This is a genomic window from Ochrobactrum sp. CGA5 (assembly GCF_006345815.1).
In the GTDB taxonomy this organism is placed as follows: Bacteria; Pseudomonadota; Alphaproteobacteria; order Rhizobiales; family Rhizobiaceae; genus Brucella.
In genome coordinates this window covers 153,047-167,915 of sequence record NZ_VCIG01000038.1, presented here as the reverse complement: position 1 = coordinate 167,915, position 14,869 = coordinate 153,047, and the positions used below count along the sequence as shown (strand labels likewise).

Genomic DNA, 14,869 nt, shown 5'->3' with positions numbered 1-14,869 from the left:
GTGGCCTTGCAGGGAGCGCCGTCTCGTGCCATTGCGCGCACATTCTCTGTTTATCGCATTTTTCTTGAGCAAAACCGTTATAACGCTTTTGCCGAAAATGCATTAAACAACTGCGTGGATAAGCACAGGAGCAGGCCATGACTATGGAAAACAAGCCCGCCGGCCAAAATGGCCTGACCTATGCGCAGGCGGGTGTCGACATTGATGCCGGCAACCTGATGGTTGAGAAGATCAAGCCGCTCGTGCGGTCCACGCGCCGCCCCGGTGCGGACGGAGAGATCGGCGGGTTTGGCGGCCTGTTCGACCTCAAGGCCGCAGGCTTCAAGGACCCGGTGCTCGTTGCCGCCAATGACGGCGTCGGCACCAAGCTGAAGATCGCCATTGACGCCGACAAGCATGACACTGTGGGCATCGATCTTGTTGCGATGTGCGTCAACGATCTCGTCGTTCAAGGTGCTGAACCGCTTTTCTTCCTCGACTATTTTGCGACTGGCAAGCTTTCACCAGACCAAGGGGTCGATATCGTTGCGGGCATTGCCGAAGGATGCCGTCAGGCCGGTTGCGCGCTGATCGGCGGCGAAACCGCTGAAATGCCGGGCATGTACCGCGACGGCGATTACGATCTAGCCGGCTTCGCAGTTGGTGCGGCTGAACGCGACCGTCTGCTGCCGCGCGGCGACATTGCCGAAGGCGATGTCATACTCGGCCTTGCTTCGTCCGGCGTTCATTCCAACGGATTTTCGCTCGTGCGCCGCATTGTCGAGCTTTCCGGTCTTGGCTGGAAGTCCGATGCGCCATTCCAACCCGGCGCGACGCTTGGTGAAGCGCTGCTCACCCCGACACGTATTTATGTGAAGCCTCTTCTCGCCGCGATCCGCGCTTCGGACGGCATCAAGGCGCTGGCGCACATCACTGGCGGTGGTTTTCCCGACAATATTCCGCGCGTGCTGCCGGAAGGTCTTGCCGCCGAAATCGATCTCACGTCCATTTCTGTTCCGCCGGTTTTCTCTTGGTTGGCCAAAACGGGCGGCGTCGAGCCAACCGAAATGCTGCGTACATTCAATTGCGGCATCGGCATGATCACTGTCGTGAAGCCTGAAAAGGTCGATGAAGTCGTGGCAGCGCTTGCCGCCGAAGGTGAAAAGGTCGTCACGCTCGGCCAGATGGTCAAGCGCGAGAAGGATGGCGTCGTCTACAAGGGCCAGCTTGCGCTATGAGCCGTAAGCGGGTCGTCATCTTCATCTCGGGCGGCGGCTCCAATATGGAGGCGCTGATACGCGCCACCCAAGCCACTGATTTTCCAGCCGAAATAGTGGCTGTATTCTCCGACAGGGCAGAAGCTGGCGGTCTTGCCAAGGCGCAAGGCGCAGGCATTGCCACGCAAGTCTTCAAGCGCAAGGATTACGCCTCGAAGGATGAGCATGAAAATGCAATTCTGGAGGCGCTCGCCGCGTTGAAACCGGATATCATTTGCCTTGCCGGCTACATGCGACTCCTGTCAGGCCGGTTTATTACCCCCTATGAGGGACGCATTCTCAACATTCACCCTTCCCTGCTCCCGCTTTTTCCCGGACTGCATACCCATCAACGCGCATTGGATGCGGGCATGAAAGTCGCAGGCTGCACTGTTCATCTGGTAACAGAAGGGATGGATGAAGGTCCGATTCTCGCACAAGCGGCAGTGCCGGTGCGTGCTGGTGATGATGCCGAAGAGCTTGCGGCTCGTGTTCTGAAAGCCGAACATCAGCTTTATGCAGCCGCCCTTCGCAAATTTGCGGGCGGGCAAGCAGACGCGGCAGAAACGGCCAGCGGTATGATCGTCAGTGCCTGACCGCGGTAATTTCATCACACCCCAATTTTTTTATTAACAAAACTTTAAATTCCCCCAAAAAGCTCTAATTCCCATTCGTAACGGAACTTGCTTCGGCAAATCTCGTTAAGAGACGTATAGGCGTCTCTTTCAATATGTGTTTTAGAAGAGGACAAGGACATGTCTCTCCGTTTTTCGACTTCCTTCCTTTCGGCAATGGCCGTGGTTTCGGGCATCGCTGTTACAGCTCCAGCCATTGCTGCCGACTACGTAGCTCCTCCCGCTTCGGGTCGCACCCAGCCGCGTTCGGAAGTCGGTATGCTGTCCTGCGATATTTCTCCTGCCATCGGCGTCATCATCGGCAGCCAGCAGGATGTGGATTGCGTATTCCGGCCTGCCCGCGGTCGCGGTCCGGTTGAGCGTTATACCGGCACGATCACCAAGCTCGGCGTCGATGTCGGCTTCATCAATGGTGGCCGCGTTGCCTGGGCCGTGTGGGCTCCGAGCGTTCGTCCGGAAGGCGCGCTGCAGGGCCGTTATGTCGGTGCTTCCGCCAATGCAGCCATCGGCGTCGGTTTCGGCACCAATATCCTGACGGGCGGTTCGTGGAAGACGATTTCGCTTCAGCCGGTTTCGCTTCAGGGGCAGCGCGGACTAAATGCTGCTGTGGGCGTTTCCAAGCTGAAACTGCGTTACGCAGGCTAACAGGCAGTACGAACAAACAACGCCGGGGCGGATATATTCTATACCCGCCCCGGCGTTGTTTGATAAATATTTATGCGTTTATTTTGCGAATCCAGATTTTGGTATCGTGCACCGCCAGCCCGCCATAGGGAGCCGCAGGTTCGGCCCCAACCAAAATGTTAATCCCCTCGCCGCGCTCGAATGTCGAGTTCGGGAAAATGCCTTCCGACACGACAACACCGCGTTTTTGGCCTGCACGTAGAACGGCATGGAGCACCAGTTCGCCACGATGATTGCCAATCTCGATCCGCTCACCATTCTCAATGCCAAGCTCTGCCGCATCTTCGGGATGGATAAGCAGTTCAGGCCGGATTTCCTTGGCAAGCGACGTAGGCGTCTCGGCAAAGGTCGAGTTCAGGAAATTATGCGCTGGTGAGGTCGTCATACGGAAGGGATGCTCGACATCCGCCGTTTCGATCACTTCCCAATGGTCCGGAAATTCAGGTATCGAGTGAAACGGTCCCTGAAGCCCCATGACTTCCGGTGGTTTGTTAGGCGACGGGCTTCCGGTCCAGTCCGGGCGAAAGCGGAATTTGCCATCCGGCCATTTGAAGCCATTGATATAATGAGCTTCTTCAAACGGCGGTTGCAGATCGACAAACCGCTTTTCCTTCAACTCGCCAAACTGCGGAAGATCGCTGTTGGTGTTCATGTTGTCGATCAGCGTGCGTTCATCCAGATCGAAACCCGGCAGATGCCCAACGCCCAGGCGCTTTGCCAGTTCGTTGATAACGAAGATATTCGGACGCGCATCGGCAAGAGGCTCGATCAGCTTCGGCCCCAAAACCACATGTTGCTGTCCGCCGCCGCGATAGATGTCGTCGTGCTCGAGAAATGTGGTGGCTGGCAGGACAACATCGGCCATCTTCGCCGTATCAGTCATAAACTGCTCGTGTACGGCGACGAAAAGATCCTCGCGCGCGAAGCCTTTGCGAACCAGCCGCTGTTCCGGCGTCACATTCATCGGATTGGTGTTCTGGATCAACATCGCCATGACAGGCGGACCGCCATAAAGCGCCTCACTGTCACCAGTAAGAATGCGACCAATCTTCGACTGATCAAGAAAACGAAGACCAATATCCTGCATTGCGCGGCCTTCGATCTCGCGCTTGTCCATCTTGAAGATGCCGGAATTCGAGTGAAATGCGCCGCCGCCCTCATAAAGGAAAGCACCTGTTACACAGGCAATCGAGGCGGCTGCATGCATGTTCACAGCCCCGTTGCGCTGACGGGTGAAACCATAGCCAAGACGGAAATAGCTGCGCTTGGTTTTGCCGACGAGATGGGCGAATGCCTCGATCTCTTCAACGGACAGGCCGGTGATCGCGGCGGCCCATTCCGGGGTCCGGCTTTGAAGGTGCGCTTCCAGCCCCTTCGGATCGTCGGTGTAGCGCTCCAGATAATCCCAGTCGGCAAGGCCGTCACGAAACAGCACATGCATGACCGCGCAGGCAAAGGCGCCGTCGGTTCCAGGTTTCAGCACGATGCCCATGTCCGCCTGACGGACAGTCGCATTGGAGTAAACATCAATGACGACGATCTTGGCGCCGCGTTCCTTACGCGCCCGGACCGCATGTGTCATCACATTGACCTGTGTGGCAGCGGCATTGGTGCCCCAGATCACCACCACATCCGCTTTCGCCATTTCACGCGGATCGGGGCCAGTCAGGCTTCCTGTTCCGGCAAAATAGCCGGTCCAGGCCATGTTGGTGCAGAAACTATCGAACTGATTGGAGTAGCGTTTGGCAAAGCGCAAGCGGTTGATCGAGTCGCGCTGCACCAGCCCCATTGTCCCCGCGTAGTAATATGGCCAGATGCTCTCACTGCCATATTCCCGCTCGGCTTTCAGGAAGCGTTCGGCAATGAGATCAAGTGCGGTTTCCCATGAAGCTTCCTTCCACTGACCCGCGCCCTTCGCACCGGCGCGAACCAACGGATGCTTGAGGCGGTCGGGATGATGAACCCGCTCCGCATAGCGCGCCACCTTGGCGCAGATGACACCAGCCGTGTAGCTATTGTCCTTCGCGCCACGCACACGCCCGATGGTGCGCTCGTCGAGAATTTCGACGTCGAGTGCGCAGGTTGACGGACAGTCGTGCGGGCAAGCCGAATGACCTGTTTTGGTGTTCGAGATGGGAGCCTGCTGGTTCATACTGTCTTATTATCTCAACCCAGTTCTGGCAGAAACGAATTTCTGCAAGATGATTGTCACCGTGACGAAATATATTTTCAAGACAGGCGCAGTGCGATCGCACCGAGAACAATAAAGCCGGCAGCCACGAAACGTGGTAGCCCGACTTTCTCTTTCAACACGAGAGCCGAGATGAGGACACCGAAAAGTATTGCCGTTTCGCGGAGTGCCGCCACGACGGCAATCGGAGCCATGGTCATAGCCCAGAGCGCCAAACCATAGGAACCGAGCGTACCGACCCCACCAATCATGGCCGGCCGCCAATGGTTGCGCAGATACTGGATGAAACGGTCCGGTTCACGGTAAAGGGCCCAACCCGCCAGCGGTATGGCGTTCATCAGGAATAGCCATAGTGTATAGGCGATCGGGTCACCCGAGACACGAACGCCGAGCCCGTCAATAATTGTGTAGCTCGCTATGAACCCGGCATTCGTCAACGCAAGCAAGGCAGTACGGCTGGAAGCCCCGCGATTTCTACGCCGCGCTTCCAGTGCCATCGCCAGAACACCGGAACAGATCAGCACGATGCCTAGCCAGCTCTGCCAGCCCATGACCTCTCCGACCAGCGGTGCACTGACCAAGGCCACAAGTAAAGGCGGCGTGCCACGCATGATTGGATAGGCTTCGCTCATGTCGCCTGATTTATAGGCTGCCGCAACGAGCGACATATAGAAGGTCTGGGTGACTGTCGAGAGAAGCATGTAAACCCAGCTTGCCGGGTTTGGCAGTGGCAGAAAAGGTAGCGTGCAAAGAGCGATCAAACCCGCCGCGCCAGTCACACTGGCCGCGCTGAAGAATTTATCTCCACTTCCCTTTACGATGGCATTCCAGCTCGCGTGAAGGAACGCACCAAAGAGGACGATCAGAAGGACGCCACCAGACATTTCAGACTCGACTCAAAGGGTAAGAAGCGGATGATGAAAGTTGTATGTCACATTTGTGACGGTAGAGATATTGCAGGAACGACGCAGACCGGGGTCTTTTCAGAGGTCACAGCCTCTTGCCGAAAACTGGCTGACATGAAACAAGCGCAACCATGAATTATCGTCACGCCTATCACGCCGGAAATTTTGCGGATGTCGTCAAGCATGTCATCCTGACGCGGCTCGTTGAGTATCTGAAACGCAAGGATCAGGCCTTTCGCGTTATAGATACCCACGCTGGCATCGGCCTCTATGATCTGAAGGGGATCGAAGCCGGCAAAACCGGCGAGTGGACAGGCGGCATCGAACGCATCATGGACGCGGTGAAAAAAGGGCAAATCGAGCAACCCGCGCTGGATTTGCTGGAGCCTTATCTAGCTGCCGTCCGCGCGGTCAATGAAGGCGAAAAGCTACGCCATTATCCAGGGTCTCCACTTCTCGTGCGACATTTGCTGCGCAAGCAGGATCGCCTGTCCGCGCTGGAACTGCATCCGCAGGACTCAACTAAACTGGCGAAACTTTTCGATGGTGATTATCAGGTTCGCGTGACCGAGCTCGACGGATGGCTGGCACTGGGCGCTCATCTTCCGCCGAAGGAAAAACGCGGCATGGTGCTGGTCGACCCGCCTTTTGAAAAGGAAGGCGAGTTCGATCGTCTGGTGGCTGGGCTGGCCAAGGCATACAAGCGTTTCGGTGGCGGCATCTATGCTCTGTGGTATCCGGTCAAGGATCGCAAGGAAACGGAGCGTTTCACCCGACACCTACGCGAAACTGGCATCCCGAAGATCATGCAGATCGAGCTTGCGATTCGTGCACCCTCCGCCGAACCACGCCTCGATGGCACCGGTATGATTGTCGTCAACCCGCCCTATACACTTGAAAGTGAGATGCAAACGCTTCTTCCCTGCCTTACCAAGCTTCTGGCTGAGGAAAAAGGGAGCAATTTCAGCATCAAGTGGGTGAGAAGCGAGACGGATCGCACTTGACCCGCGTGAATTGCTGACGGAAACTGCGCCTCAATGCTTCGGCTATCATAGACTTGAACGGGTGCCAGCCCGCAATTTGGGACAGGACAGAGATATGCAACGAACCCTGGAACGTATCGGACAGTATTCACGCGCGGCACTGTTTGCAGCGTCTGTCCTCCCCCTGACGCTTGTGTCTTTGCCGGCCAGCGCCGCAGACTATCTCACGCCCGCTCCGGCAGGCGTTGTAGATGCAGGCGCTTGCAGCCAGCAGAGCGTTTTGCGTTCGGTGGTTTCCGATTTCGGCTATCAGGTGCGCCATGTCCCGAACCTGCCGCAGGTTGGAATTTCAGCAATGAGCGATGTTCAACTTACGCGCTATGAGCCGAAGACCAATCCGGCCCAGATTGAACGCACTTATTGCAAAGCAACCGCCGTTCTCACCGATGGTCAGTATCGCTCGGTCTGGTATATGATTGAAGAAGGTCAGGGCTTTGCCTCGATGGGACGGAACGTTGAATTCTGCGTCGACGGCTTCGACCGCTGGTATGTGTATGACGCAAGCTGCCGCGTTCTTCGCTAAAAATTGAGGGCTTGATACGGTCAGCCGTTGATTGAGTGGAGGGCACATGCTGCAGAAGTTTGGTGCGGCTGCGGTTACGTTGCTCGCAGCGGCAGTTGCGAGTGTTTTAACAATTGCGCCCAGCCGGGCTGACGATGTTCCGGGCCAGTTCGATTTTTACGTCCTCGCCCTCTCCTGGTCGCCCAGCTATTGTGCATCGGAAGGCCCCCGCGCCAATAAGCAGCAATGTGGCACCAACCGTCCCTTCGGCTTCGTGGTGCATGGCCTGTGGCCTCAGAATGAATGGGGTTACCCAGCAAACTGCCAGCTCGATAATGCCCGCAGCCGGGGCAGCTATGTACCTCGTCCGATCATCTCTCTCCTGTCCGACATCATGCCTTCTGCCGGTCTTGTCGCTTATCAATGGCGCAAGCACGGCAGTTGTTCGGGCCTGTCGCAGGACGAGTATTTTTCCACACTGCGCAACGCTTACGATCAGGTTCGCATTCCGCCCAGCCTGCGCAATCTGGCGAACAGTCGGCGTGTTGATCCTCTCCTTGTTGAAAAAGCCTTCATCGCAGCCAATCCAGGCATGAAGCCGGACGGAATTTCGATCAGCTGCAAGCGGAACTATCTTCAGGAAGTTCGCATTTGCATGACCAAGGATCTGCAATACCGCGCATGCGGTCAGGTAGATGCCAACGCCTGCCGAAGCCGCTCGGTCACGATGCCCGCCACGCGATAATGTATCAGGCACTAATCAGGAATTTATGATGACACAGATTCTCTATTCGCCCGCTTCGCCCTATAGCGCGAAAGTCCGTATGGCCGCTCACTATGCTGGCGTTCCGTTTGAAAGCATCGTGGTCAATACCTCGGCGGAACCGGATAATCTGATCCACGCCAATCCGCTCGGAAAAATCCCGACGCTTGTGGCGGATGACGGCAAATCGGTTTTCGACAGTCGTGCGATCATCCAGTATCTGAACCGGGTTTCGGGTAACAAGCTGTTCCCGCGCAACGCCGAAAAGCGCACAGATGCAGAGCGTTATGAAGCCATCGCCGATGGACTTTGCGACGTGCTTCTGGCGCATGTCTACGAACGTCGCATGCGCCCGGAAGAGAAGGTCCATCAGCCGTGGCTCGACCTGCAATGGCGCAAAGCCGAACGTGCGCTCGATCTTCTGAACGAAGCGCCGCCGCGCCTGGCAGGCAAGCTTCATGGCGGCCATATCGCCGTTGCTGCCGCACTTGGCTATCTGGCACTGCGCTTTGAAGGCAAGTGGGAGCGCAATCGCCCCAAACTCAAGCGCTGGATGAAGCGTTTTCAGGAAGTACACCCGGAGCTGACGGAACTGCTACCACGTGGCTGATCAGTCTGGAACAAATGAAGCCCCGGATTTCCCGGGGTCTCATTTTACGTATTATTGCTTGTTGTCGAGCGCCTGCAGTATCCGATAGGCGGTCTTTATGCGTTCACTGATCGGATAGTTCCGATTGGCAAGCAGAACAATTCCAGTCTTCTTCGTGGGAATAAAGGCCACATAGGCGCCAAAACCGTTGGTCGAACCTGTCTTGTTGATCAGGACATCCCCGGATGGCTGCAAGGGCTGACTGAATGTCTCAATCTTGTGCGATTTCAGCGCCATATCCGACGAATTACCTGCAAGAAGCGTCTTAAGCGTGGTCGGATAGCTGTAGAATTCCCAGCCAAGCCCCTGATTGTTCGCACCGACATGATAGTAACCCGTATGCGTTGCGGAGACAGCCTTCTGGAAATCAGGCTCCAAAGATGAGCTGTCGATATTCAGTTCGACAAAGCGGGCAAGATCTAGCGCTGTGGTTTTGATGCCATAGGCCTGCGCATCCAGTGCGCCCCGCGATACCCGGATCGGCTTGTTGGCTTTGGAATATCCGTAAGCGTAGTTTTTCATCTGGCTTTCCGGCACATTCACAAAGGTATTCTTCAGACCGAAAGCGGGCAGAAGCTTCTGCTCAATCAGGACATCGAACGGCTTGTCCATGCTTCGCGCCGCCAGATAGCCAAACAGGCCAATGCTGGGGTTTGAATAGCGGCGCTGCGTGCCTGTCGGATAGTCCGGCTTCCATTTTTTGAAATATGCCAGCATCGAACTGTCGTCGGTCACAGCATCGGGAAATTGCAAGGGTAATCCTCCCGGTGTGTATGTCCCGAGATCGAGCATAGTGATTTTGTCGAAGCTGCTGCCGGCCAGTTCGGGAGCCCATTTGGTCGCAGGATCAGACAAGGAAAATGCACCGGTCGCCAATCCATAACCACCGAGCATAGCGGTAAATGTCTTACTGACCGAACCGATCTCGAAAATCGTGTTTTCGTCGATTTTCTGTCCGCTTTCCGTCGATGCCACGCCATAGCCGAAGAAGCGGCTCTTGCCGTCAATGGTTAAGGCAACGGCCATACCAGGGATTTTCTGCTCGGCCATGAGTGGGCGCACGGCTTCTTCGACAATACGGTGCAGATCGTCGTCGTTCAACTTGCTCGCAGCCAGCGCATCGCTGTTCGAGATAATAGTGGCGGTGGTGAGGAGACCGATCAAAAGTGTCGTAAATTTTCTCATGACAGATAAATAAACCTCATGGCTATGCATTCCGCTGCATCTTATTCAAGATATAGTCGGCATTGCGCGATCCATTATATTGAAGCCCGCTTGCAGCATTTTCATCGCTTTTGCAGGATATAAGCCTTTCAGACCCTGCTGATATACGATGCTTGCGCCGAGAGAACAAACGACGTTATCTAGCATTTGGCATTAGAAAAATTTGGGGCAACATGGTTCGTCCGCATCTCCCGCTCAATTCCCTGCGCGCCTTCGAAGCTTCGGCACGTCACTTGAGTTTTACGAAGGCCGCGATTGAACTCTGTGTCACACAGGCGGCTGTCAGCCATCAGGTCAAGAGCCTCGAAACCCGCCTGAATGCGACTTTGTTCGAGCGCTTGCCCCGCGGCCTTATGCTGACCAGCGAAGGAGAAACGCTGCTCCCCACGTTGAAGGAGGCATTTGACCGGATTGCCGGAACGCTTGAGCGTTTTGAGGCGGGGCATTATCGAGAAATCCTGCGTGTGGGTGCGGTCGGGACCTTGGCGGTCGGCTGGCTTCTGCCACGTTTGCGCGACTTCCAGAATCGCTACCCGTTCATCGATCTACGGCTTTCGACCAACAACAACCGGGTGGACATCGCAGCAGAGGGCCTCGATTACGCCATCCGTTTCGGCAGCGGCGCCTGGCACGGCATCGACGCAACACAATTGCTTGAAGCACCCTTGTCACCGCTTTGTATTCCCGATCTGGCGCGCGAATTACAAACACCGGCCGATCTCGCGCGGCATACTTTATTGCGCTCCTATCGTGCCGATGAATGGTCGCAATGGTTTCTGGCGGCCGGCGTCACGGGCGACATGCCCCTGCCCCGAAGCATTATGTTCGATTCGTCCCTCGCGATGATGGAAGCAGCCATGCAGGGGGCAGGCATTGCACTTGCCCCGCCCCTGATGTTTTCCCGGCAATTGCTCTCGGAAACGATCGTCCAGCCGTTCGACGCGACGGTGACGATGGGCGGCTACTGGCTGACAAGGCTGCAGTCGCGAACGGAAACCGAGGCGATGGCGGCTTTTCGTGGCTGGCTGATAGACGTCGCGAACAACTGAAAAAACGCAACAAAAAACCGGGCAGTTGCCTGCCCGGTTTTCCGTGTTCAATTATCAGATAATTAGAACTTGTAGCCAACGCCAACGCGGATGTCCTGCGTGTCGAGCTTGTTGCGAACCGAACCGCCATCCAGATCATAGGTCTTGTTGCCGTACTGAGTGTAACGGTATTCAACGCGACCCAGGATATTGTCCGTGAGCTTGGCTTCCAGACCTGCACCAGCAGTCCAGCCAACGCGGAACTTGCTTTCGTCGTCAACGCCGTTGCTGACCTTGATCTGCGAACCGGCAACACCGGCCGTGATGTACGGCATAACCGGGTTCAGGTCATAGCCAAGACGGCCACGCAGCGAGCCTTCAAAGCCCTGCTTGACTTCTACACCGTCCTTGGATTTGTTGGCCCAAGAATAGCCGGCGTCACCTTCAAGACCATATACAAACTGGTCCTGCTGGAAGTTCCAACCAGCGTAGGCGCCAGTCTTCCAGTCGTTAGGCTTGATGGTGCCAACGGCGTCGGTCTTGGCCTTGTTCCAGCCGTAGCCGAGGTACAGACCGGTGTAGCCACCAGCCCAGCTGTACTGCGGAGCCATTTCAACCGGAGCCGGAACAGGAGGCTGTTCCTGGATAGCATCAGCAGCGAAAGCAGTCGCAGAGAACGGCAGCAGCGCAGCCGAGGCGATTACGAGAGACTTAAGAGTGCGCATAGCATTCTCCTTACACAAATTACCTTTTGCGCGGTCCCTTATCGGGTGGACGATGTTGGGAGTAAATCGTCCATGCCGCGCTGACAGGACTGACATATCGGCGGTAATTGCGGCACGAAATGCCCGCTTCTGTGGAGAGAAGCTGACGACAACATGGCAAAAATGCGATGTTGCATTATCGCAACGCCGGATTCGCCGTCCTATATAGTGGGGGGAGTTTCGATTGGAGCGACCACAACGCCCGGCGGAACGGGCCGAAGTCGCTGAAATATCTACCAATTTGTCAGTTATGAATATTGCGGGTCTTGTTTTTAGCTGAAATCTTCCGGCCAAAATGGCATGAAAAAGATCGAAGAATCTCAATAAGAAAGTATTTACCGTGTTGAACGATCACGAGCCCCGCCTGTTTGCTGAATGTCCGGTATTGGTCACCGGCGGCGCACGGCGTATTGGCAAGGCAATTGTCGAGGACCTTGCCGCCCACGGCTTTCCAGTCGCAATACACTACAATCATTCCAATGATGAAGCAGCGGCGCTTGCCACTTTCATAAACGAACAAGGCGGGAAAGCCTGCCTCGTGCGTGGAGACCTTTCATCCGAATCAGATGTACGCAATCTTGTGGAAGATGCGTCGCGGCAGATCGGGCCGATCCGGCTTCTGGTCAACAATGCATCGCTGTTTGAAGACGACAGCATTGGCCAACTGGACATGACGCTGTGGGACAAACATTTTGCAATCCACCTCAAGGCGCCAATCCTGCTTGCTGAAGAAATGGCAAAAGCCCTGCCCGGCGGCGCGGATGCACTTGTCGTCAATGTCATCGACCAGCGTGTCTGGAAGCTCAACCCGAACTTCTTTTCCTATACGCTTTCAAAGACCGCCCTGTGGAATGCGACCCGAACCATGGCGCAGGCGCTTGCACCGCAAGTCCGGGTCAACGCAATCGCCCCCGGCCCGACATTGCCGAGCGAACGGCAGAAGCAGGGTGATTTCGAGCGGCAAGTTGAGAAACTTCTTTTGCGGCGTGCACCGGAATTGTCGGAATTTGGGCGTACTATTCGTTATTTCTGGGAAAGCCGTTCCGTCACCGGCCAGATGATCGCGCTCGATGGCGGGCAGCACCTAGCCTGGGAAACCCCTGATATTGCAGGAATTACGGAATGACTGGAAACCGCAAGAACAATGAGAATGCCGTCGCGGACCTGCCCTCCGATGAAGAGCAGGATGTGGCCGGTATTATCATTGGTGACGCGGAAACCGAAGATGATGACGAGATCGACGATATAGTCGACGTTCCGGCCTCGCTGTCCGCTGCCGGTTCCATTCAATGGGATTCCTCGGATGGCCTACCGGACATTGCCGGCCTAAGCGGTCAGGACATAATCAACGCTTTCGTGAAGCGCCTGCCGAACAATCCGGGTGTCTATCGCATGTTCAACAGCGATGGCGATGTGCTCTATGTGGGCAAGGCACGCAATCTCAAGAAACGCGTCTCAAACTACGCGCGCGGTATCGGCCATTCGAACCGCATCACCCGGATGATCCGCGAAACGGTGACAATGGAATTTGTCGTCACCCGGACGGAAACCGAAGCCTTGTTGCTCGAAGCCAATCTCATCAAGAGATTGCGTCCACGTTTCAACGTGCTGATGCGTGATGACAAATCGTTTCCCTATATTCTCCTGACCGGTGACCATCGAGCACCCGGCATCTTCAAGCACCGTGGCGCACGGTCCCGCAAGGGAGACTATTTCGGTCCCTTCGCCTCTGCCGGTGCTGTCGGTCGCACGATCAACGCGCTTCAACGCGCCTTCTTGCTTCGGACCTGCACGGATTCAGTTTTTGAAACCCGTACGCGCCCGTGTCTTCTCTTTCAGATCAAGCGTTGTTCGGGCCCTTGTACTCATGAAATCAGCGACGAGGACTATGCCGAACTTGTTAACGAGGCCAAGGCGTTTCTTTCCGGCAAGAGCCAGTCGGTGAAAGACCATCTTGCAACGGCGATGCAGGCCGCATCGGCTGACCTCGATTTCGAGCACGCCGCTGTTTACCGGGATCGTCTGGCTGCGCTTTCTCACGTGCAATCCCATCAGGGCATCAATCCGCAGACAGTGGAAGAAGCCGACGTGTTCGCCATTCATCAGGAAGGCGGCATGACCTGCATTCAGGTCTTCTTCTTCCGCACGGGTCAGAACTGGGGCAATCGCGCCTATTTCCCCAAAGCCGACAGCTCGCTTGGCCCGGCGGAAGTTCTGGGGGCATTTCTGTCCCAGTTCTACGACGACAAGCCATGTCCGCGTCTCGTTCTATTGTCCGAGGCTGTTGAGGAACAATCGCTTATCGCCGAAGCACTCTCGACACGCGCAGGGCACAAGGTACAGGTCAATGTGCCCCAACGCGGAGAGAAGAAGGACCTTGTCGATCACGCGCTCACCAATGCGCGGGAAGCGCTTGGACGGCGGCTTGCCGAAACCTCGTCGCAAGCGCGACTGTTGCAAGGAATGGCCGAAACCTTTGGCCTGTCCCAGCCACCGCGCCGGATTGAGGTCTACGATAACTCGCATATCATGGGTACGAATGCTGTCGGCGGCATGATCGTCGCCGGGCCGGAGGGCTTCGTCAAAAATCAATATCGCAAGTTCAATATCCGCTCGATCGATATTACGCCGGGTGACGATTTTGGCATGATGCGCGAGGTGATAGAGCGGCGTTTCTCACGGCTGGTAAAGGAACATGGAACACCAGAAGAACCTGTCGACGCAGAAACAACCGACACCTTTCCTGCATGGCCGGATGTCATTCTGATCGATGGCGGACAAGGTCAGGTCGGCGCGGTCAGACAAATTCTCGGCGAGTTGGGGATCAGCCATCTTGTCAATGCAATCGGTATCGCCAAAGGCGTTGACCGTGAAGCGGGACGCGAGCGCTTCTTCGTGGAAGGCAAGAACCCATTCACGTTGCCGCCACGCGACCCCGTGCTCTATTTCATCCAGCGCCTGCGCGACGAAGCGCACCGCTTCGCCATCGGCACACACCGCGCTCGGCGCAAGAAGGAGATGGTCAAGAATCCGCTCGATGAGATCGCGGGAATCGGTCCATCGCGAAAGCGTGCGCTTCTGCACCATTTCGGGACCGCCAAAGCGGTCTCCCGGGCTGCTGTCGCCGATTTGATGCAAATTGAAGGCATTTCGGAGGCCATGGCCAAGACGATTCACGACCATTTTCGTGACAGATGACGTAATTTTGTCCTGAATTTAGGCGCAAGCGTCATTACGTCCCGGTAG

At 56.0% G+C, this 14,869-nt stretch carries 14 protein-coding genes; 10 read left to right on the top strand and 4 right to left on the bottom strand.

Going from position 1 to position 14,869, the window contains the following annotated elements; all coding sequences use genetic code 11:
* Positions 1-137: 137 nt before the first annotated feature.
* From purM to FJQ48_RS13685, 3 genes are all read left to right on the top strand, one after another.
* Entirely contained in the window at positions 138-1,217 is a 1,080-nt protein-coding gene (purM, locus tag FJQ48_RS13695; protein ID WP_139975572.1) for a phosphoribosylformylglycinamidine cyclo-ligase, read from the top strand.
* Positions 1,214-1,831 (top strand): phosphoribosylglycinamide formyltransferase, encoded by a 618-nt coding sequence (gene purN, locus FJQ48_RS13690; RefSeq protein WP_139975571.1) that lies wholly within the window; start codon positions 1,214-1,216, stop codon positions 1,829-1,831. The genes purM and purN overlap by 4 nt, the downstream gene beginning before the upstream one ends.
* A 159-nt stretch (positions 1,832-1,990) precedes the next feature.
* On the top strand, positions 1,991-2,515 hold the full coding sequence (locus FJQ48_RS13685; RefSeq protein WP_139975570.1) for a DUF992 domain-containing protein: 525 nt from the start codon (positions 1,991-1,993) through the stop codon (positions 2,513-2,515).
* A 70-nt stretch (positions 2,516-2,585) separates the two neighbouring features.
* Here FJQ48_RS13685 and FJQ48_RS13680 read toward each other — a convergent pair whose 3' ends face one another.
* Together FJQ48_RS13680 and FJQ48_RS13675 are read right to left on the bottom strand one after the other, a co-directional pair.
* A complete protein-coding gene (locus FJQ48_RS13680; protein WP_139975569.1) occupies positions 2,586-4,706 on the bottom strand; it encodes a molybdopterin oxidoreductase family protein in 2,121 nt (706 codons plus the stop codon).
* A 77-nt stretch (positions 4,707-4,783) separates the two neighbouring features.
* Positions 4,784-5,629, bottom strand: a complete 846-nt coding sequence (locus FJQ48_RS13675) for a DMT family transporter (protein WP_139975568.1) — start codon at positions 5,627-5,629, stop codon at positions 4,784-4,786.
* A 152-nt stretch (positions 5,630-5,781) separates the two neighbouring features.
* Between FJQ48_RS13675 and FJQ48_RS13670 the strand changes: the two genes are divergently transcribed.
* The 4 genes from FJQ48_RS13670 to FJQ48_RS13655 all read left to right on the top strand — a co-directional run bounded on the left by FJQ48_RS13670 (position 5,782) and on the right by FJQ48_RS13655 (position 8,568).
* Positions 5,782-6,654, top strand: a complete 873-nt coding sequence (locus tag FJQ48_RS13670) for a 23S rRNA (adenine(2030)-N(6))-methyltransferase RlmJ (protein ID WP_139975567.1) — start codon at positions 5,782-5,784, stop codon at positions 6,652-6,654.
* A gap of 94 nt (positions 6,655-6,748) precedes the next feature.
* Positions 6,749-7,216, top strand: coding sequence for a phage portal protein (locus FJQ48_RS13665; RefSeq protein WP_139975566.1), 468 nt, complete (start codon positions 6,749-6,751; stop codon positions 7,214-7,216).
* 46 nt (positions 7,217-7,262) lie between these two features.
* On the top strand, positions 7,263-7,940 hold the full coding sequence (locus FJQ48_RS13660) for a ribonuclease T (protein WP_139975565.1): 678 nt from the start codon (positions 7,263-7,265) through the stop codon (positions 7,938-7,940).
* Positions 7,941-7,968: 28 nt separating this feature from the next.
* Positions 7,969-8,568: a glutathione S-transferase gene (locus tag FJQ48_RS13655; protein WP_139976289.1), complete on the top strand. Its 600-nt coding sequence runs from the start codon at positions 7,969-7,971 to the stop codon at positions 8,566-8,568.
* Between the two features lie 51 nt (positions 8,569-8,619).
* On the opposite strand, the gene blaOCH is transcribed toward FJQ48_RS13655, so the two are convergent.
* Complete coding sequence (blaOCH, locus tag FJQ48_RS13650; protein WP_139975564.1) at positions 8,620-9,792, bottom strand: OCH family extended-spectrum class C beta-lactamase; 1,173 nt, start codon at positions 9,790-9,792, stop codon at positions 8,620-8,622.
* A 212-nt stretch (positions 9,793-10,004) separates the two neighbouring features.
* Between blaOCH and FJQ48_RS13645 the strand changes: the two genes are divergently transcribed.
* The gene (locus tag FJQ48_RS13645) at positions 10,005-10,880 is read left to right on the top strand and encodes a LysR substrate-binding domain-containing protein (protein WP_139975563.1); all 876 of its coding nucleotides are present in this window, start codon (positions 10,005-10,007) and stop codon (positions 10,878-10,880) included.
* 62 nt (positions 10,881-10,942) lie between these two features.
* On the opposite strand, the gene omp25 is transcribed toward FJQ48_RS13645, so the two are convergent.
* Positions 10,943-11,584 (bottom strand): outer membrane protein Omp25, encoded by a 642-nt coding sequence (omp25, locus tag FJQ48_RS13640; protein ID WP_139975562.1) that lies wholly within the window; start codon positions 11,582-11,584, stop codon positions 10,943-10,945.
* 379 nt (positions 11,585-11,963) lie between these two features.
* Between omp25 and FJQ48_RS13635 the strand changes: the two genes are divergently transcribed.
* Together FJQ48_RS13635 and uvrC are read left to right on the top strand one after the other, a co-directional pair.
* Positions 11,964-12,749, top strand: a complete 786-nt coding sequence (locus FJQ48_RS13635; protein ID WP_139975561.1) for an SDR family oxidoreductase — start codon at positions 11,964-11,966, stop codon at positions 12,747-12,749.
* The gene (uvrC, locus tag FJQ48_RS13630) at positions 12,746-14,821 is read left to right on the top strand and encodes an excinuclease ABC subunit UvrC (RefSeq protein WP_139975560.1); all 2,076 of its coding nucleotides are present in this window, start codon (positions 12,746-12,748) and stop codon (positions 14,819-14,821) included. Before FJQ48_RS13635 ends, uvrC begins: the two co-directional genes overlap by 4 nt.
* Positions 14,822-14,869: the final 48 nt, after the last annotated feature.